The organism is Teichococcus aestuarii (assembly GCF_003116135.1).
Lineage (GTDB): Bacteria > Pseudomonadota > Alphaproteobacteria > Acetobacterales > Acetobacteraceae > Pseudoroseomonas > Pseudoroseomonas aestuarii.
This window is the reverse complement of record NZ_PDOA01000005.1, coordinates 158,523-175,740: the sequence shown is the minus strand read 5'-3', so window position 1 is coordinate 175,740 and position 17,218 is coordinate 158,523. Positions and strand designations below refer to the sequence as shown.

Annotated in this window: 19 protein-coding genes and 1 tRNA gene; 10 read left to right on the top strand and 10 right to left on the bottom strand. The window is 71.7% G+C overall.

Annotation, left to right across the window (positions count from 1 at the left end; all coding sequences use genetic code 11):
- Positions 1 to 20 precede the first annotated feature (20 nt).
- Positions 21 to 2,054, bottom strand: coding sequence for an ATP-binding protein (locus tag CR165_RS10220; RefSeq protein WP_109516877.1), 2,034 nt, complete (start codon positions 2,052 to 2,054; stop codon positions 21 to 23).
- A 113-nt stretch (positions 2,055 to 2,167) separates the two neighbouring features.
- On the opposite strand from CR165_RS10220, the gene CR165_RS10215 reads away from it, so the two are divergent.
- Positions 2,168 to 2,527: a phage holin family protein gene (locus CR165_RS10215; protein WP_109516876.1), complete on the top strand. Its 360-nt coding sequence runs from the start codon at positions 2,168 to 2,170 to the stop codon at positions 2,525 to 2,527.
- A gap of 74 nt (positions 2,528 to 2,601) precedes the next feature.
- Here CR165_RS10215 and phbB read toward each other — a convergent pair whose 3' ends face one another.
- Positions 2,602 to 3,324, bottom strand: coding sequence for an acetoacetyl-CoA reductase (phbB, locus tag CR165_RS10210; protein ID WP_109516875.1), 723 nt, complete (start codon positions 3,322 to 3,324; stop codon positions 2,602 to 2,604).
- 137 nt (positions 3,325 to 3,461) lie between these two features.
- A complete protein-coding gene (locus tag CR165_RS10205) occupies positions 3,462 to 4,481 on the bottom strand; it encodes an amino acid ABC transporter substrate-binding protein (RefSeq protein WP_109516874.1) in 1,020 nt (339 codons plus the stop codon).
- A gap of 165 nt (positions 4,482 to 4,646) precedes the next feature.
- Between CR165_RS10205 and CR165_RS10200 the strand changes: the two genes are divergently transcribed.
- Both CR165_RS10200 and CR165_RS10195 read left to right on the top strand, forming a co-directional pair.
- Positions 4,647 to 4,853 carry a hypothetical protein gene (locus CR165_RS10200; RefSeq protein WP_109516873.1) on the top strand — a complete coding sequence of 69 codons (207 nt, stop codon included), beginning with the start codon at positions 4,647 to 4,649 and terminating at the stop codon, positions 4,851 to 4,853.
- 108 nt (positions 4,854 to 4,961) lie between these two features.
- Positions 4,962 to 5,150 carry a soj family protein gene (locus CR165_RS10195; protein WP_109516872.1) on the top strand — a complete coding sequence of 63 codons (189 nt, stop codon included), beginning with the start codon at positions 4,962 to 4,964 and terminating at the stop codon, positions 5,148 to 5,150.
- A gap of 42 nt (positions 5,151 to 5,192) precedes the next feature.
- Here the strand turns inward: CR165_RS10195 and glcF are convergent, their stop codons facing one another.
- The gene (gene glcF / locus CR165_RS10190; protein WP_109516871.1) at positions 5,193 to 6,539 is read right to left on the bottom strand and encodes a glycolate oxidase subunit GlcF; all 1,347 of its coding nucleotides are present in this window, start codon (positions 6,537 to 6,539) and stop codon (positions 5,193 to 5,195) included.
- 167 nt (positions 6,540 to 6,706) lie between these two features.
- Here glcF and CR165_RS24475 point away from each other — a divergent pair, with 167 nt between their 5' ends.
- Both CR165_RS24475 and CR165_RS10185 read left to right on the top strand, forming a co-directional pair.
- Entirely contained in the window at positions 6,707 to 6,886 is a 180-nt protein-coding gene (locus tag CR165_RS24475) for a hypothetical protein (protein WP_146201870.1), read from the top strand.
- Between the two features lie 71 nt (positions 6,887 to 6,957).
- Complete coding sequence (locus tag CR165_RS10185) at positions 6,958 to 8,319, top strand: CoA transferase (RefSeq protein ID WP_109516870.1); 1,362 nt, start codon at positions 6,958 to 6,960, stop codon at positions 8,317 to 8,319.
- A gap of 51 nt (positions 8,320 to 8,370) precedes the next feature.
- Here the strand turns inward: CR165_RS10185 and CR165_RS10180 are convergent, their stop codons facing one another.
- The 5 genes from CR165_RS10180 to CR165_RS10165 all read right to left on the bottom strand — a co-directional run bounded on the left by CR165_RS10180 (position 8,371) and on the right by CR165_RS10165 (position 12,586).
- On the bottom strand, positions 8,371 to 9,564 hold the full coding sequence (locus CR165_RS10180) for an FAD-binding protein (RefSeq protein WP_109516869.1): 1,194 nt from the start codon (positions 9,562 to 9,564) through the stop codon (positions 8,371 to 8,373).
- Between the two features lie 20 nt (positions 9,565 to 9,584).
- Positions 9,585 to 11,051 (bottom strand): FAD-linked oxidase C-terminal domain-containing protein, encoded by a 1,467-nt coding sequence (locus CR165_RS10175; RefSeq protein WP_109516868.1) that lies wholly within the window; start codon positions 11,049 to 11,051, stop codon positions 9,585 to 9,587.
- A 164-nt stretch (positions 11,052 to 11,215) separates the two neighbouring features.
- Positions 11,216 to 11,341, bottom strand: a complete 126-nt coding sequence (ykgO, locus tag CR165_RS10170; RefSeq protein WP_099094591.1) for a type B 50S ribosomal protein L36 — start codon at positions 11,339 to 11,341, stop codon at positions 11,216 to 11,218.
- A 48-nt stretch (positions 11,342 to 11,389) separates the two neighbouring features.
- Complete coding sequence (locus CR165_RS24470) at positions 11,390 to 11,578, bottom strand: hypothetical protein (protein ID WP_146201869.1); 189 nt, start codon at positions 11,576 to 11,578, stop codon at positions 11,390 to 11,392.
- Between the two features lie 15 nt (positions 11,579 to 11,593).
- On the bottom strand, positions 11,594 to 12,586 hold the full coding sequence (locus tag CR165_RS10165; protein WP_109516867.1) for a hydrogen peroxide-inducible genes activator: 993 nt from the start codon (positions 12,584 to 12,586) through the stop codon (positions 11,594 to 11,596).
- A gap of 130 nt (positions 12,587 to 12,716) precedes the next feature.
- On the opposite strand from CR165_RS10165, the gene CR165_RS10160 reads away from it, so the two are divergent.
- Together CR165_RS10160 and CR165_RS10155 are read left to right on the top strand one after the other, a co-directional pair.
- Entirely contained in the window at positions 12,717 to 13,289 is a 573-nt protein-coding gene (locus tag CR165_RS10160; protein ID WP_109516866.1) for a peroxiredoxin, read from the top strand.
- A gap of 181 nt (positions 13,290 to 13,470) precedes the next feature.
- A complete protein-coding gene (locus CR165_RS10155) occupies positions 13,471 to 14,001 on the top strand; it encodes a carboxymuconolactone decarboxylase family protein (RefSeq protein ID WP_109516865.1) in 531 nt (176 codons plus the stop codon).
- Positions 14,002 to 14,334: 333 nt separating this feature from the next.
- On the opposite strand, the gene CR165_RS10150 is transcribed toward CR165_RS10155, so the two are convergent.
- A complete protein-coding gene (locus CR165_RS10150; RefSeq protein WP_109516864.1) occupies positions 14,335 to 15,213 on the bottom strand; it encodes an N-formylglutamate amidohydrolase in 879 nt (292 codons plus the stop codon).
- A 132-nt stretch (positions 15,214 to 15,345) separates the two neighbouring features.
- Here CR165_RS10150 and CR165_RS10145 point away from each other — a divergent pair.
- The 3 genes from CR165_RS10145 to CR165_RS10135 all read left to right on the top strand — a co-directional run bounded on the left by CR165_RS10145 (position 15,346) and on the right by CR165_RS10135 (position 17,213).
- Positions 15,346 to 15,420 (top strand) — tRNA-Val (locus tag CR165_RS10145).
- 207 nt (positions 15,421 to 15,627) lie between these two features.
- Positions 15,628 to 16,629, top strand: coding sequence for a TRAP transporter substrate-binding protein (locus CR165_RS10140; protein ID WP_109516863.1), 1,002 nt, complete (start codon positions 15,628 to 15,630; stop codon positions 16,627 to 16,629).
- A gap of 29 nt (positions 16,630 to 16,658) precedes the next feature.
- Positions 16,659 to 17,213 (top strand): TRAP transporter small permease, encoded by a 555-nt coding sequence (locus CR165_RS10135; RefSeq protein WP_109516862.1) that lies wholly within the window; start codon positions 16,659 to 16,661, stop codon positions 17,211 to 17,213.
- Positions 17,214 to 17,218 lie beyond the last annotated feature (5 nt).

The window sequence follows — 17,218 nt, the reverse complement described above, 5'->3', positions numbered from 1 at the left end:
GGCGGGCCGGGCGCGGCGCGCTACCGCGGCGCGGCGTCCTCCAGCATGGCGCGCACCTTGGCCGCCAGCGCGCCGAGGGCGAAGGGCTTGCCGATCACGTCCATGCCCGCCTCCATGCCGCCCTCCTCCATCCAGGCGCTGTCGGCGTAGCCGGTCATGAACAGCACCGGCATCTCCGGCCGCGTGGCGCGCGCCCGGGCCGAGAGCTGGCGCCCGTTCAACCCCGGCAGGCCGACATCGGTCACCATCAGGTCGATCCGCTCGTCGCTGGTCAGCAGGGTCAGCGCCGCCGGGCCATCGGCCGCCTCGCGCGTCACATAGCCCAGCTCGCCCAGCGCATCGGTCACCAGCAGGCGCACCGCCGGCTCGTCCTCCACCACCAGCACCACCTCGCCGCCGCCCTGGGGCGGCTCCAGCACCGCCACGCCCTGCGCCTCGTCCGCCACGCTCTCCTCCGCCACGGGCAAGTAGAGCTCCACCCGGCAACCATGGCCTGGGCGGCTGTGCAGCCGCACATAGCCGCCGGACTGGCGGATGAAGCCGTAGATCATCGCCAGCCCCAGCCCGGTGCCCTGCCCGGGCGGCTTGGTGGTGAAGAACGGCTCGAAGACACGCGCCAGCACCTCCGGCGGCATACCGATTCCGGTGTCGCTGACGGCGATGCGCACATAGGTGCCAGGGCGCGCCTCGGCATGGCGCTGCGCCTCCTGCGCGGTCAGCCGGGCGGGGGCTGTCTCGATGGTCAGGGCGCCGCCCTGCGGCATGGCGTCGCGCGCGTTGATCACCAGGTTGAGCAGCGCGCTCTCCAGTTGGTTGGCATCGGCGCGGGCCAGCGGCAGGTCGGGCACGGGCAGCACGCGCAGCACCACCTGCTCGCCCAGCGTGCGGGTGAGCAGCTCTTGCAGCGAGTCGATCAGCGCGTTCACGTCGAGCGGGCGGCTGTCCGGCGCGTGCTGGCGGGAGAAGGCCAGCAGCCGGTTGGTCAGCGCCGCGGCGCGCCGGGCGGAGCCGGAGGCGCCTTCCAGGTAGCGGCGCAGCGCGACCGTGTCGCCCTGGTCCAGCCGCCGCCGCATGATGTCGATCGAGCCGATGATGCCGGTCAGCATGTTGTTGAAGTCGTGCGCGATGCCGCCGGTGAGCTGGCCCACCGCCTGCATCTTCTGCGCCTGGCGCAGCGCCGCCTCGGCGCGCTGGCGCTCCAGCATCTCGGCGCGCAGATCCTCGGTGCGGCGCTCCACCCGGCGCTCCAGCGCCGCCTCGGTGGCCTTGCGGGCGCTGATGTCCTGCACCACCGCCACCACCATCTCCGGCGCGCCGGCGGCGTCATGCGCCACCGAGAGGCTGCTGTTGGTCCACACCACGCCGCCATCGGGCCGCACGTAGCGGCGCTCGATGATCAGCGAATCCGAGCGGCTGACCCGCTCCAGCGCGGCCACGACGTCGCGCCGGTCGTCGGGATGGGCCAGCTCCTGCTTGCGGAACTGCCGCAGCTCCGGCCAGGGTCGCCCGACGATGGCGCAGTATCGCTCATTGGCGGCGATGTAGCGGCCGTTCAGCTCGGCGAAGGCGATGCCGACGACGTCCTGGTTGAAGATGGTGGAAAGGCGCTCCTCCAGACCCCGCACCGTCTCGCGCGTGTGCTGGCGTTCCCGCACCACGGCGGTGACATCCTCGGCCTGGACGACGATGTGCAGCAGCGACCCGGCCGGGTCGCGCACGGGCACGCAGGCGATGTTCCACCAGCGCTCCTCGAGGCTCCCCGCCGGCCCCCACAGCGCGTAGCGCAGGTGGCGCAGGCGCTCGGGCTCGCCGGTCTTCAGCACGCGGGCGAGCGCGGCGCGCAGCGCGGTGATGGCGGGCGCCTGCGGATCGCTGTCGGTGAAGACGACGAAGAAGGGCTGCCCCAGTATCGCCTCGCGCTGTACCATGGCGACGCGGAGATGCTCCTCGCTCGCGGCGAGGATGCGGAGGGAGGGCTCCGCGGACAGCAGCAGGAAGCTTCCCGGCAATGCCTCGTAGACCCGGCGGTAGTCGACCTGCGGAGCGGGCGACATGCCTCAGTCCTCTCCTGGCGCGCGGATCAGCAAGACGGCACGGGGCGACGCATCACCCGGCAACTGCGTGGAGGCGGCCGCGTTCCGCCCGCGAACCGACAAGGAGTTCTCGCATGGGTTTCCTGGCCCGCACCCTGATCACCGCTTTCGCTTTCTGGTGTGCCGACATGCTCATCGAGGGCATCAGCTTCACAGGGCCGTTCAATCTGGTGCTGGCGGCCATCGTGTTCGGCATCGTCAACGCGCTGATCCGCCCGGTGTTGCTGCTGCTGTCGCTGCCGCTCACGATCATCACCCTCGGCCTGTTCACACTCGTGGTCAATGCGGCGATGGTCGGACTGACCGCGCTGCTGATGCCGGGCATGCGCGTCGACGGGTTCTGGGCCGCCTTCTTCAGCGCCATCATCGTCGCGGTTGTGTCGTGGATCGTCAATCGCGTGATGAGCGACGGGGAGAGCGCCGCGGCACGCTGAGCGCGTGCCGGGCCGGCCGGCGGAAATCCCTGCCGCCATAAGGCTGGCGGGCGGGCCGGGCCCGCCCGCCCGGCTCAGTACATGTGCTGCCCACCATTGATGGACAGCGTCGAGCCCGTGATAAAATCCGCGTCATCGGCCGTCAGGAAGCAGACGCCACGGGCGATATCCTCCGCATGGCCGAGCCGGCCCACGGGAATCCGCGCGATGATCTTCTGCAGCACGTCCTCCGGCACGGCGCGCACCATCTCGGTGTCCACATAGCCGGGCGCGATGGCGTTGACGGTGATGCCGACGCGGGCGCCTTCCTGCGCCAGCGCCTTGGTGAAGCCGTGGATGCCGGACTTGGCGGCGGCATAGTTCACCTGGCCGTACTGGCCCGCCTGGCCGTTGATCGAGCCGATGTTGACGATGCGGCCGAACTTGCGCGCCGTCATTCCCTCCCACACCAGCTTGGCGAGGTTGAAGCAGGAGCCGAGGTTGGTGTCGATCACGTCGTCCCACATCTTGCGGTCCATGCGCTTCATGGTCCCGTCGCGGGTGATGCCGGCGTTGTTCACCAGGATCTCGATGGCGCCGTGCTCGGCCTCGATCCTGGCCACCGCCGCCTGGCACGCCTCGAAGTCGGAGACGTCGAACTTGACGGTGGGGATGCCGGTCCGCTCGGTGAAGGCTGCCGCGGCGGCGTCGTTGCCGGCATAGGAGGCGACTACCTTGCGGCCGGCCTTCTGCAACTGCTCGCTGATCGCAGCACCGATGCCGCGCTGACCACCGGTGACGAGGGCCACTCGTGCCATAGGCGAAGTCCTCCTTGCTCTCTTTGGGGGCGCCGCGCGGGGAACCGCGCGGCGTCACGAACGCATGGCATCACAGCGGAACGCCGGACGCCATGTCATTGTTCGAAATCAAGCGGGATGAAGAAGAGGGGACGGCTTCAGCGCAGCGGCAGGGCGTACATCAGCCCGCCACGCGTCCAGAGGTCGTTCAGGCCGCGCTCCAGCCCGATGGGCGAGCCCTTGCCCAGGGTGCGGTCGAACACCTCGCCATAGTTCCCGACCTGCCGGATCACCTGGTACGCCCAGTCCTCGGGCAGGGCGAGCGCCTTGCCGAAGCCCGGCGTCACGCCGAGCAGGCGCATCACGTTCGGGTCCTGCGCGCCGCGCATCTGCTCCACATTGGCGCGGCCGACGCCGAGCTCCTCCGCCTCGACCATCGCCGCCAGCGTCCAGGCGACGATGTCGCGCCATTCCTCGTCGCCATGCCGCACCATCGGGCCGAGCGGCTCCTTGCTGATGCGCTCGGGCAGGATGACATGCGCCGCCGGCTCGCGCAGCGCCGAGACGCGCAGCGCGGCGAGCTGCGAGGCATCGGTGGTCATGGCGTCGCAGCGGCCGGCCTGGTAGGCGGCGGTCATCTCGTCCATCGAGCCGAGCACCACGGGCTGGATGCGCAGCTTCTCGCGCCGGGCGAAATCGCCGAGGTTCAGCTCGCTGGTCGAGCCGGGCAGCACGCAGACCGTGGCGCCGTCGAGCTGCTTCGCGCCGGTGATGCCGCTGGCCTTCGTCACCACGAAGCCCTGCCCGTCGTAGAAGTTCACCCCCGCCATGTTGAAGCCGAGGGCGGTGTCGCGCATCAGCGTCTGGGTGACGTTGCGGGCCAGCACGTCGATCTCGCCCGATTGCAGGGCGACGAAGCGGGTCTGGTAGGTGGTGGGCACGAAGCGCACCTTCGCCGCCTCGCCCAGCGTGGCGGCGGCCACGGCGCGGCAGAAATCGGCGTCCAGCCCCTGGTAGTTGCCCTGGCTGTCGGGCGCGGAGAACCCCGCCACCCCGCTGTTGACGCCGCAGACGAGCTGGCCCCGTGCCTTCACCCCCTCCAGCGTCGGCCCGGCCAGGGCGGGTGTCGCCGCAAGGAACGGCAACAGGGACAGCATGCGGATCAGGGGACGCAGCATCGAGTCGCTCCGAAGGATTCGCATGAGCCTATGGGGAGCGCCCAGGCCAAGCCAAGGCCTGACGACAGGGAGGTTTGATTGTTGATATCGGCACCGTCATGGTTTAATCACGAGATTGTGAACACGCCTTCTCCTGCTTTTCCTCTCACCCCAGGGTCGCGTTCCATGGCCTCTCCCGCCACCGCCGACACCTCTTCCCTCCAGCAGAAGCTGCGCATCGACCAGGAGGCGCTCCTGCTGATGCTCTCCTACATCGAGGCCGAGTGCGCGCGGCTCGGCGCGCGCGAGGCAGCGCACCACGCGGCGCTGGCGGCCGCCCTGCTGCCGCAGGCAGGGTCCTGGAATGCGTCCATGCCGGCCCTGCCGCAGTAGCGCGGGGCAGCGGGAGGCGGTGCCGCGAGGATGGCGGTTTCCGCTGGCCCCTGCAGGCCGCAGGATGTTAAGCGGCGGCCCCATCGCAATCTCGGGTATTTTATCGCCATGGACACTCCGATCGCCGCGGTCCTCTGGACCCACCAGGCGCAACGCGACCTGGCCGCCGTGCTCCGGCTGCTGAGCCACGCCGAGCGCTGCTGCCTGGATGCCGGCTCCGAGGACGCGGCCAGCCTGGTGGCCGAGGCGATGTCCGTGCTGGCGCGCGACGGCGCCGCGCGCAAGATGGCGGCCTGAGCGGCCTCTCGCCCCCCGCGCGCCGCGGGGGGCCGGGCCGCCCTATTCGGCGGCCATCGGCGGTGCCCCACCACCCGCCACGCCCTGTGGCAGGGCCGCGGGCCGCGGGCCGCCTGCCATCCAGTCCAGCAGCTCCACCGTGTGGATGGCCGGCATCGCCTCGCCGCCGAGCTGCGTCAGGCAGCCGATATTGCCGCTGGCGATCACCGCCCCTCCGGTGCGCCGCAGATTCTCCAGCTTGCGCGCCTTGAGCTGCCCGGCGATCTCGGGCTGCATCAGGTTGTAGGTGCCGGCCGAGCCGCAGCAGAGATGCGGCTCGGCCGGCTCCTTCACCGTGAAGCCCGCCTTCAGCAGCAGTTGCTTCGGCACGGCGGTGATCCTCTGCCCGTGCTGCAGGCTGCAGGCGGCGTGGTAGGCCACCGTCAGGCCCGGCGCGGGCCGGCTCGGCGCGTAGCCGAACTGCTGCAGCACCTCCGAGACATCCTTCGCCCGCGCCGCCACGGCGGCGGCGCGCGCCGCCCAGGGCTCCGGCTCCTCGCGGAACATGAAGCCGTAATCCTTCACCGTGGTGCCGCAGCCCGAGGCGTTCACCACGATGGCGTCCAGCCCCTCGCCGTCGATCTCGCGCGTCCAGGCGGCGATGTTGGCGCGGGCGAGCGCCATGGCCGGGTCGTGCTGGCCCATGTGGTGGTTCAGCGCGCCGCAGCAGCCCTGCTCCGCCGTCACCACCACCTCGAGCCCCATGCGGGTCAGCAGCCGGATGGTGGCCTCGTTGATCGAAGGCGCCAGCACCGTCTGCGCGCAGCCGGTGAGCAGCGCCACGCGGCCGCGCCGCGCGCCCTCGGCACGGTGGATGCGCGGCGCCTGCGAGTCGCTCGCCGAGGGCAGGCTCGCGGGTGCCAGCGACAGCATGGCCCGCAGCCGGCGCGCCGTGCTGCCCTGGCCGGGGATCAGCCCGCCCAGCGGCCGGGCCAGCCGCGCCGCCGCCAGCGCCGCGCGGAAGCGGCGCGGATAGGGCAGCGTGGCGCCCAGCACCCGTCGCAGCATCCGCTCCGGCCAGGGGCGGGTGTAGCTTTCCTCGATGTAGCGGCGGGCATGGTCCACCAGATGCATGTAGTGCACGCCGGAGGGACAGGTCGTCATGCAGGAGAGGCAGGAGAGGCAGCGGTCGACATGCCGCACCACCGCCTCGGTGGCCGGCTTGCCGCTTTCCAGCATGTCCTTGATCAGGTAGATGCGGCCACGCGGCGAATCCAGCTCGTCGCCCAGCAGCACGAAGGTCGGGCAGGTGGCGGTGCAGAAGCCGCAATGCACGCAGCTGCGCAGGATGGTGTTGGATTCGCGCGTGTCGGGGTCGGCGAGCTGCGCGGGCGAAAAGCTGGTTTGCATCGGTGGGTCCGTTCCTTGCCCGCCAGGGTGGGAAGGTTGGGGAAAGGATGCAAGCCGGATCGGGTGCGCTTCAAAAAAGCATCCGGTTCATAAATTTTGTAGCAACATACCAACCCTAAGTTGCATCCAGGAAAGCCCGGGACGGGCTTTGTTCCCTGGAGGACAACGTGATTATCCAGCCTACGCCACGCTCCGAAACCAATCCTGTTTCTGTCCCATCCTACCCCGTGCTGGGCGGCAGTTCCGAGGTGGCGCGCCAGGCTCGGCTGATGGAGATCTACCGGCCGGACACCCGCGTCGCGCAGGAGCCCGTCCGCCGCGCCCCCTCCTGGTTCGACCGCGCCTGAAACCCTCCGCCCGCTGGACAGGGTGAAGGCCGGCTGACAGGCTCGGACACTCCTGTCGAGGGAGTGTTGCCATGGTCAGGACTGCCGGCGCCGACGCCCTGCGCGGCCTGCTCCAGGTGGCCGGCCTGCCCGGGGCCCTGCTCGGCCAGGCCCGGCTGGAGGGCGAGGATCCGGTCCAGCCATCCTCCTTCCATGTCGGCGCCGCGGCACAGGCCAGCATCGCCGCCGCCGCCCTCGCCGCCGCCGAGATCCACCGCCAGCGGGGCGGGCCGGCCCAGGCGGTGCGCGTCTCCATGCGCCACGCCGCCGCCGAGTTCCGCAGCGAGCGCCATCTCCGCCTGGATGGCGCCCTGCCGCCGGACCCGTGGGATGCCATCGCCGGGCTGTACCGCTGCGGCGATGGCGGCGCGGTGCGGCTGCACACCAACTTCCCCCATCACCGGGCGGGCATGCTGCGCCTGCTGGGCGAGCCGCCCGCCACGCGCGAAGGGGTGGCCGCCGCCCTGCGCGGCTGGCGCGCCCTGGAGCTGGAGGAGGCGGCCGCCGCGGCCGGGCTCTGCGCCGCCGCCCTGCGCGGCACCGTGGAATGGGCCGCGCACCCGCAGGCCGCCGCCCTGGCCGGGCAGCCGCCCCTGCTGCTGGAGCGAATCGGCGCGGCGCCGCCCACGAAGCTGCCGCCGCTCGCCACGCGGCCGCTCACGGGTCTGCGCGTCGTGGAGATGACGCGCATCATCGCCGGGCCGGTGGCCGGGCGCTGCCTCGCCGCGCATGGGGCGGAGGTGCTGCACATCGGCGCCGCCCATTTGCCCACCATCCCGGCGCTGGACATGGACACCGGCCGCGGCAAGCGCCGCCTGCTGCTCGACCTGCGCCAGCCGGCGGAGAAGGCGGCGCTGGAGGAGCATGTGCGGGGCGCGGATGTGTTCCTGCAATCCTATCGCCCCGGCGCGCTGGCGGCACGCGGGGTCTCGCCGGAGGCGCTGGCGGCGCTGCGGCCAGGGCTGGTCTGCGCCAGCCTCTCCGCCTACGGCCATCTCGGCCCCTGGGCGGGGCGGCGCGGCTTCGATTCGCTGGTACAGACCGCCACCGGCTTCAACCAGGATGAGGCGGAGGCCGCCGGCACGCCGGATTCGCCACGCCCCCTGCCCTGCCAGGCGCTGGACCACGCCTCGGGCTACCTGCTGGCGCTGGGCATCCAGGCCGCGCTGCTGCGCCGGGCGGAGGAGGGCGGCTCCTGGCATGTGCGCGTCTCCCTCGCCGCCACCGGGCAGTGGTTGCGCGGGCTGGGGCGGGTGGAAGGCGGGCTGGCGGCGCAGGATCCGGGGCAGGAGGATATCGCCGACCTGCTGGAGGAGCGGGACAGCCCGCTCGGGCGCGTCAGCGCCATCCGGCACGCGGCGGAGATGGAGCGCACGCCGGCAGGCTGGGGTTGAAGGAAGGCCAGGGGAAGGAATTCCCCTGGACCCCTTCTTTTTTCTGTCCGTTCAGGCGCGCAGGCGGCCGGGGTTGAGAATGCCCATCGGGTCCATCACCGCCTTCACGCGGGCGCCGATGGCAGCCAGGGCGGCCGGTTCATCAGGCACCACCGGCACGGCCGCCCGCAGCGAATCCGGGGCGCGGAACAGGGTGAAGGTGCCACGCGCGGCCTGCGCCGCCGCCATCACCGCCCGGTGCGCCGCCTCCGTCGCGGGGCCGGCCACCCAGACCAGGCCGCCACCCCAATCCAGCAGCAGCCGGGCGCCGAAACTGTCCTCCAGGGTACGGGCCACGCCGGGGGCGGCGGTCGGCTTCACCGAGAGGCGCCACACCGCCTGCTCCGGCGCCGCCTCCAGCAGGGCGGCGTCGCGCACGGCGCGCCACAGCGCCAGCGAGTCCTCGCCCTCCACCAGCGACACCGCGCCATGCCCGTCCAGCAGACCGCGCAGCGCCCCCGCCCGGTGCGGCAGGAACTGGAGGAAATCCTCCAGCCGCAGCAGCGCCACGGGGCCGTCCAGCCCGAGGGCCGGCGCGCCGCGCGGCAGCAGCGCCGCGCCGCTGACGCCGAAGGGGCTGCCCAGCCCCGCCGAGAGCGCCCGCACCCCCGCCGCCAGCTCCGCCACCCGCACCGCGAGCGTCAGGCTGCCTTCCGGGCGCGGCGCCAGCTTCAGCGTGATCTCGGTCAGCACGCCGAGCGTGCCGTGGCTGCCGGCCAGCAGCTTGCAGAGGTCGAGCCCCGTGACGTTCTTGTGCACCCGCCCGCCGGAGCGAATCACCTCGCCATCGCCCGTCACGGCGCGCACGCCCAACACCTGGTCGCGCAGCGCGCCGCCAGGGCCGATCCGGCGCGGCCCCGAGAGATGGGCCGCCACCATGCCGCCCAGCGTCGCCGGCCGGTCGGCACCGAACAGGGCGGAGAAATCCGGCGGCTCGGCGGGCAGCATCTGGCCTTGCGCTGCCAGCGCCGCCTCGATCTCCGGCATCGGCGTGCCGGCGCGGGCGGAGAGCACCAGTTCGGCCGGCTTGTTCAGGGTGATGCCGGTGAGGCCGCGCGTGGAGAGGGTGCGGGCGGCCTGCACCGGGCGCAGGCTGGCGCGGCGCGTGCCATGGCCCTCGATGGCCAGCGGCAGCCGGGCGGCGGAGGCCTCGCGCACCGCCTCGGCGAGGCTCGCCTCGTCGGGCGGCAGCAGGAGATCGGTCATGGAAGGTCGGTCTCCGGGCTTCAGGCGGCGCGCGGGGTGGTGGCCGCGGCGGGCAGCCCGTCCAGCGGAAAGACCTTGGCCGGGTTCAGCAGCCAGGCGGGGTCGAAGGCGCTCTTGATGGCACGCTGCCGGTCCAGCTCCGCGCGCGTGAACTGCACGCCCATCAGGTCGCGCTTCTCGACGCCGACGCCATGCTCGCCCGTCAGGCAGCCGCCCACCTCGACGCAGAGCTTCAGGATATCGGCGCCGAAGGCCTCGGCCTTGCGGAAGCTCTCCGGGTCGTTGGCGTCGAACATGATCAGCGGGTGCAGGTTGCCGTCGCCGGCGTGGAAGATGTTGGCCACCTGCAGCCCGTAGCTCTCGCTCATCTCGCCGATGCGGCGCAGCACATGCGGCAGCTCGCCGGTCGGGATGGTGCCGTCCATGCAGAGATAGTCCGGGCTGATCCGCCCCACCGCGCCGAAGGCGCCCTTGCGCCCCTTCCAGATGGCCAGGCTTTCCTCCGCCGTCTCCGCCACGCGCAGGCTGATCGGGTCGAAGCGGCCGCAGATTTCTTTCAGTTTTCCGAGCAGGATGTCCTGCTCTTCCAGGTTGCCTTCCACCTCGATGATCAGCAGGGATTCGGCATCGAGCGGGTAGCCGGCATGGGCGAAGGCCTCGCAGGCATGGATGGCGGGGCGGTCCATGAATTCCAGCGCCACGGGGATGATGCCGCTGCCGATGATGGCATCCACCACCTGCCCGGCCACCTCGTTGCTGCGAAAGGCCGCCAGCATGGCGCGCGCCCCCTCGGCCGCGCGCAGGATACGCACCGTGACCTCGGTGACGAGGCCGAGCTGCCCCTCCGAGCCGGTGATCAGCCCCAGCCAGTCATAGCCCGCCGCGTCGAGATGCCCGCCGCCGATCTCGATCACCTCCCCCTCGATGGTGACGAAGGTGACGCCCAGCAGGTTGTTGGCCGTGACACCGTATTTCAGGCAGTGCGCGCCGCCCGAATTCATCATCACATTGCCGCCGATCATGCAGGCGAGCTGGCTGGAGGGGTCGGGCGCGTAGAAGAAGCCTTCCGCCGCCACCGCCTGGGTGATGCCGAGATTGGTGACGCCGGCCTCCACCACGGCGAGGCGGTTGTCGTAATCCACCTCCAGGATGCGGTTCATCCGCATCAGCCCGATGACCACAGCATCGGCCAGCGGCAGGGCGCCGCCGGAGAGGCTGGTGCCCGCCCCGCGCGGCACCACGCGGATGCCGTTCTGGTGGCAATAGCGCAGCACCGCCGCCACCTGCGCCGTGCTGGTGGGCAGCACCACGGCCAGCGGCGGCTGGCGGTAGGCGGAAAGCCCGTCCGTCTCATAGGCCTTGAGGCGCGTCTCGTCGCCGATGACGCCATGGCCCAGGGCGGTGTCCGGCACCAGGGCGCGCAGGGCGGCGACGATCTCCGCCCGCCGCGCCAGCACGGCCGGGTTCGGGGGGGGCAGTTCGATCATCGGTCGGGTCCTCGCGCCAGTCTCGTTGCTGCGGAGGATGGGCCGCGGGCCGGCGCCGGGCAAGCAGCACGCGCACGCAAAAACGACGCCGCGGTGCGCACCACGGCGTCGTTTTCAGGCGGAAGAAGCCTGCTGCAACCGCCCGCGAGGGGCGGCGCCGGATATCAGCCCTGGCGGGCCTTCAGCCGGGGGTTCTTCTTGTTCAGCACGTACAGGCGGCCACGGCGGCGCACCAGCACACAGTTCTTGTCGCGCGTCTTGGCGCTCTTCAGGCTGTTACGGATTTTCATGGGGCACCCTCTTAGAGCGGGCGCGTTTAGGGGCCGGGGGCGCGAATGTCAATCACGGCGTGGCGCGCGCGGCGGCATCTCCGGATGCGCCGCAGGGCCGCGCCGGCCACCACGCAGCGCGCGCAGCAGGTCCAGCTTCCAGCCGCGCAGACCCACGGCGCCCATGGCCCGGTATTGCTGCCGCCGCACCGCGCCCTGCGCCAGCGCCCTGACGATCCGTCCGATCGTACCTGCCACAACTTGTCTCCCTTGTCATGAAATGGACAAGGAAGGAACGGCCCGGGGCGGCGGAGGGTTGCCTTCAGCCGGCGCTTCCAGGCTGCGCTCCGACTCGACGGGAGCGGAGACGGGGGCGGCGATGGCGGCCGCCACCGCCGGCACCATGTTGCGGAACTCCGCCGCGCGGGGCGAGCGTGCGCGCCAGGCCAGGCCCAGCCCGCGCCCCTGCGGCGTCTCCAGCGGGCGCAGCGCCACGTTGGCGCCGGCCAGCACGCCGCCTTCCACCGCCAGCCGCGGCAGCAGCGTGACGCCGAGGCCGCCGGCCACCATCTGCACCAGCGTGTGCAGGCTGGTGGCGGCGAAGGTCTCGCCGGCACCGGGCAGGCTGCAGGCGGCCAGGGCGTGGTCGCGCAGGCAGTGGCCGTCCTCCAGCAGCAGCAGCCGCTCCGCCCCCAGCGCGGCCAGCGGCACGGCGGGCGCCGCCGCCAGCCGGTGGCCCTGCGGCAGGGCGACGATGAAAGGGTCCTCCGCCACCCGCACCACCTCCGCCTCCGGCAGCAGGGCGGGCAGCGCCAGCAGCAGCAGATCCAGCCGCCCGGCCGCCAAGTCCTCGGCCAGCCGCTCGGTCAGGTCCTCGCGCAGCCAGAGCTGGAGGCGGGGAAAGGCCTGGCGCAGCGCCGGCATCAGCCGCGGCAGCAGGAAGGGGCCGATGGTCGGGATCACGCCCAGGCGCAGCGGGCCGGAGAGCGGGTCGCGCGCCGCCGCCGCCGTCTCGGCCACGGCCGCCAGCGCCGAGAGGGCGGCGCGGGCGCGGCGCACCAGCTCCAGCCCCAGCGGGGTGAAGACCGGGCGCTTGCCCGGGCCGCGCTCGAGGATGGCGGCGTCGAGCTGGCGTTCCAGCGCGATGATGCCGGCCGAGAGGGTGGACTGGGTCACCGCGCAGGCCGCGGCGGCCCGCCCGAAATGGCCGAGATCGGCCAGGGCGACGAGGTAGCGGAGCTGCTGCGGGCTGGGGAGGATGGTCATCGATCCAGACGATGATTGTATCGAAAACTATTCATTGGCATGTGTGCGTTGCAGCATACATAACAAGCCACGGCCGGGGCAGGCGCGATCCTGCCCCCGCATGAAAAGCTGTCATTGGGGGTAACCACGCATGCTGACTGTTGGCGACAAGTTTCCCGCCTTCAACCTGACCGCCGTGAAGGGTGGCCCGGAAGGTCTGGAAGGCCCCGGCAAGTCCTTCGTCGACATCTCCAACGAGTCGGACGCCGGCAAGTGGAAGATCGTCTTCTTCTGGCCGAAGGACTTCACCTTCATCTGCCCGACCGAGATCGCGGCCTTCGGCAAGCTGAACCAGGAGTTCGAGGACCGTGACGCCGTCGTCTACGGCGCCTCGACGGACAGCGAGTTCGTGCACCTGAACTGGCGCGTCTACAACAAGGACATCCACGACCTGCCCTTCCCGATGCTGGCCGATGTGAAGCGCGAGCTTTCCACCGCGCTCGGCATCCTGGACAAGCAGGCCGGCGTCGCGCTGCGCGCCACCTTCATCGTCGATCCCGAGGGCACCATCCAGTGGGCCTCGGTGAACGGCCTGAACGTCGGCCGCAACCCGCAGGAAGTGGTCCGCGTGCTCGACGCGCTGCAGACCGATGAGCTCTGCCCCTGCAACTGGAACAAGGGCGGCGACACGCTGAAGCCCGCCGAGCTGTTCCAGGCCGCCTGAGACCGGAAGCGGGCCGGCGCCACGGCGCCGGCCAGCACCCGGCCCCGCCTCCCCCCGGCCACGCCGGGGGGCAAGGCTTCCGGGGCCCGGTGCGCCGAACCGGCGGGCTGCTCGCCGGCTCCGCCCATCGTCTTCCCCACGCCCGACCCGCCCCGATCCCCCCGATCCCGGAGGACACCCCATGTCGCTCGAAGCCCTGCGCGCGCGCCTGCCCGACTATGCCCGCGACCTGAAGCTGAACCTCGGCAGCCTGGCCACCGAGCCGGTGCTGGACACGCAGAAGCTGGCCGGCACCTTCATCGCCAGCGCCATCGCCAGCCGCAACGCCGAGGTGATCCGCGCCCTCGTCGCCGAGTTCGGCCCGAAGCTCTCGCCCGAGGCGCTGACCGCCGCCAAGGCCGCCGCCGCCATCATGGGCATGAACAACATCTACTACCGCTTCACCCATCTGGTGGGCGGCGACTATCCGGGCCTGCCGGCCAAGCTGCGGATGAACGTCATCGGCAAGCCGGGCGTCGAGAAGGTGGATTTCGAGCTCTGGTCGCTCGCCGTCTCCGCCATCAATGGCTGCGGCATGTGCATGGAGAGCCATGAGAAGGTGGTGAAGCATGGCGGCGTGAGCACCGAGCAGGTGCAGGCCGCGGTGCGCATCGCCGCCGTGGTGCATGCCGTGGCGGGCGTGCTGGACGCCGAGGAAGCCCTCGCCGCCTGACCCCGCCGCAACGGGCCGTCTGCCCGGATGCTGTGCAAAGCCCCGCCCAGGCTTATGGCCTGTGCGGGGTTTTTTGTCGTGCAACCCGGCAGCCGCCCGCTTGTTATGCAAAGTGCGCATGAGGGCTCGCTGAAAACGCAGGCAAAACTCGTGTTGCAGCGCGAAAAACCGCTTGCACACGAATGATCGCCCGCCTATCTTCCCTCTCGCAGCAACGCACTGCGTTGTTGTCTTTCTTGGACGTTTCCTCCCTAAACTCGGCGGTGCTTCGGCACCGCCTTTTTTTTGCCCGCGCGCCGGCCAGGGAGGGGCGCGCCGCGCACAGGCCGGCCCTCAGCCGCGCAGGAAGGCCCAGTCCATCCGCGTCAGCGCCGCGATCATCGCCGTCAGGTCGCGCTGCAGCCGGCCCATGCCGGGCAGGCGCTCGATCGCCGCCTCGTCCATGTAGAGGCTGCGCGCCATCTCGATCTGCAGCACATGCACCGCCTCGCGCGGGCGGCCGTAATGGCGCGTCACGTAGCCACCGGCATAGGGGTCGTTGCGCCGCACCCGGTAGCCCATCGACCAGAGCTGCTCCTCCACCCGCCGCACGGCGCGCGGCGCGCAGGCGGTGCCATGGGCGTCGCCCAGCACCATGTCGGGCGCGTTCGGCGGATGCGCGGGGTGGGTGGGCATCGAATGGCAGTCCACCACCAGGCAGCAGCCGAACAGCGCCTTGGATTCGGCGATCAGCCCGGAAAGCGCGCCATGATAGGGCTGCCAGCAGCGCTGCACCCGCTCCTCCGCCTCGCGGAAGGGCAGGCGGCGGCGGTAGACCGGCTCGCCGCTGGCGACGATGCGGGCGATGGTGCCGAGCCCCGCCCCCACCCGCGGGCTGGCGCTGTTCACCCAGGAAGGCAGCGGCCCGTCGAACATCGCCGGGTCCAGCTCCCAGGGCTCGCGGTTGGCGTCGCAATAGACGCGCGGGAAGGTGGCGGCGAGCAGCGGCGCGCCGTGCAGGGGCGCGGCGGCGAACAACTCGTCGACGAAGCCATCCTCCGAGCGGCGCACCGACAGCGCGTCGAGCCGCGATTCGGCGAGGAAGGCGGCCGGGTAGTCCCGCCCCGAATGCGGCGAGGCGAACACCAGCGGCGCCCGCCACGCATCGGGGCGCGAGAGCAGGAAGGGGCCGGGGTGCTGCTGCCCCGCGGGAAGCGTCAGAGGAAGATCCATGATCCGGCCGCATCAAGCCATAGCGCAACCCTGCTGTCACGACTCGCCGGGGTGCAAAGCTTTTGCGGTCGCCGCGCAATCACCCCTTGCCAGCCCGCCCCCGCCGCGATAGTTACCCGCCCCGACCGGAATGGGCGCGTAGCTCAGCGGGAGAGCGTCCCCCTGACACGGGGAAGGTCACAGGTTCAATCCCTGTCGCGCCCACCATCCCGGTTCCTGCCCTGATCAGCCCGCCTCCTGCCGGAAGCGGGCTTTTTCGTGCCCGGTCTCCGGCCTCCCCGCAGCTCGTTGCGCGCCGGGCGGGAGATTTGAAACAAACATACCAGGGCATCGGCAAAAGCTTGCCGGAACTGTTGACCCCCGGGCTGCACCGCAGCAAACACGGCGCAGAAGCCTTCCGGGGGATCTCGTTCCATGCAACGCCGCCATCTGCTCCTGGCCGCCACGGCCGGCCTCGCCGCCCCTGCCCTGCCGCGCCTGGCGCGGGCGCAGGGCGCGGTCACCATGCGCCTGTCGCACCAGTTCCCGCCGAGCCACCAGCACGCCACCATCCTCGCCGCCTTCGCCGAGCGGGTGAAGGCGAAGAGCCAGGGCGCGATCGACGTGCAGGTCTTCCCGGCGGAGCAGCTGGCCAAGGCGGGCGAGAACTTCCCCGGCGTGGCGCGCGGCGCCTTCGAGGCGGCGGCGGCGGTGAACTTCCAGTGGGGCAACACGCTGCCCGAGATGAACGTGCTGACGCTGCCCTACCTCTTCACCGAGCTGGAGCGGATCCGGAAGTTCCCCGGCTCCCCGGCGGCGCAGTACCTGGAGGGGCTGCTGCAGAAGCGCGCCGTGCGCAACCTGATGTGGCTCTACACCACGCGCCAAGCCATCTTCACCAGCAACCGCAAGCCGATCATCGCCACCGAGGACTTCAAGGGCCTCAAGATCCGCGGCCTGAACGCGCTGACCGACCATGCGCTGACCGCCGTGGGCGCCGCCCCCTCCGCCATGCCGGGGCCGGAGGTGCCGCAGGCGCTGCAATCGGGCGTGCTGGATGCGGGGCTCACGGATGTCTCCGCCGCCGTCTCCCGCCGCTTCTACGAGTTCCAGAAGTTCGGCACCGTCACGCCGTGGTTCTGCGTGTTCACCCATGTCTACGTGAACCCGCGCTGGTTCGACGGGCTTAGCCCTGCGCACCGCGCCATCATCGCCGAATCCGCTGCCCAGGCGGAGCGCGACCAGATCCCGCTCACCGAGGACGTGGCCGCCAGGGCCTTGGCCGAGCTGAAGGCCAAGGGTATGGCCGTGCACGAGCAGACCGAGGCCGAGCGCGCCGCCTGGAGCGGCGCCATGCAGAAGCCGGTGGTCGATGCCTTCCTGAAGCTGGCGCCGGAGGGCGGCGCCCGCGCCATCGAGCTGCTGCGCGCCCTGTGAGGCCGCCCGCCGGGACGGAACGGGCCGCGATGAGCCCGGCCGCGCGCGCCGTCTCGGCCGTGGCCGCGGCGGTGTCGCGCGCGGCGGCGGCGCTCGGGGCCGTGGCCACGGCGCTGTGCCTGGTGCTCGTCACCGTCTCGGTGGTAGCGCGCTACCTGGCCGGCCTGCCGCAGCCCTGGATCGACAAGACCGCCGGCTGGCTGGTGGTGGCGCTGGTGCTGCTGGCCGCGCCCGAGGCACAGCGGCGCTTCGAGCATATCGGCGTCGATGTGCTGACCAACGCCCTGCGCGGCCGCGCGGCGCGCGGGGCGCGGCTGTTCGGCACCCTCTCGGTGGCGCTGGTGGCGGGCATCCTGCTGCATGCCGGGCTGGAGACGGTGGCCTTCAGCCGCATGATCGGCGTGATGACCGAGATCGACGGCGTGCCCGTCTGGTGGATCCAGGCGCTGCTGCCGCTGGGCGCGGCGCTGCTGATGGTGGTGGCGCTGGCGCAGTCGGTGGTGCTGGCGCTGGGCCAGGAGCCGGATTACCTGCCCGACGGGGCGGAGGAGTTGCCGCGCGACACGCTGGCGCGCGGCGAGTAAGGACA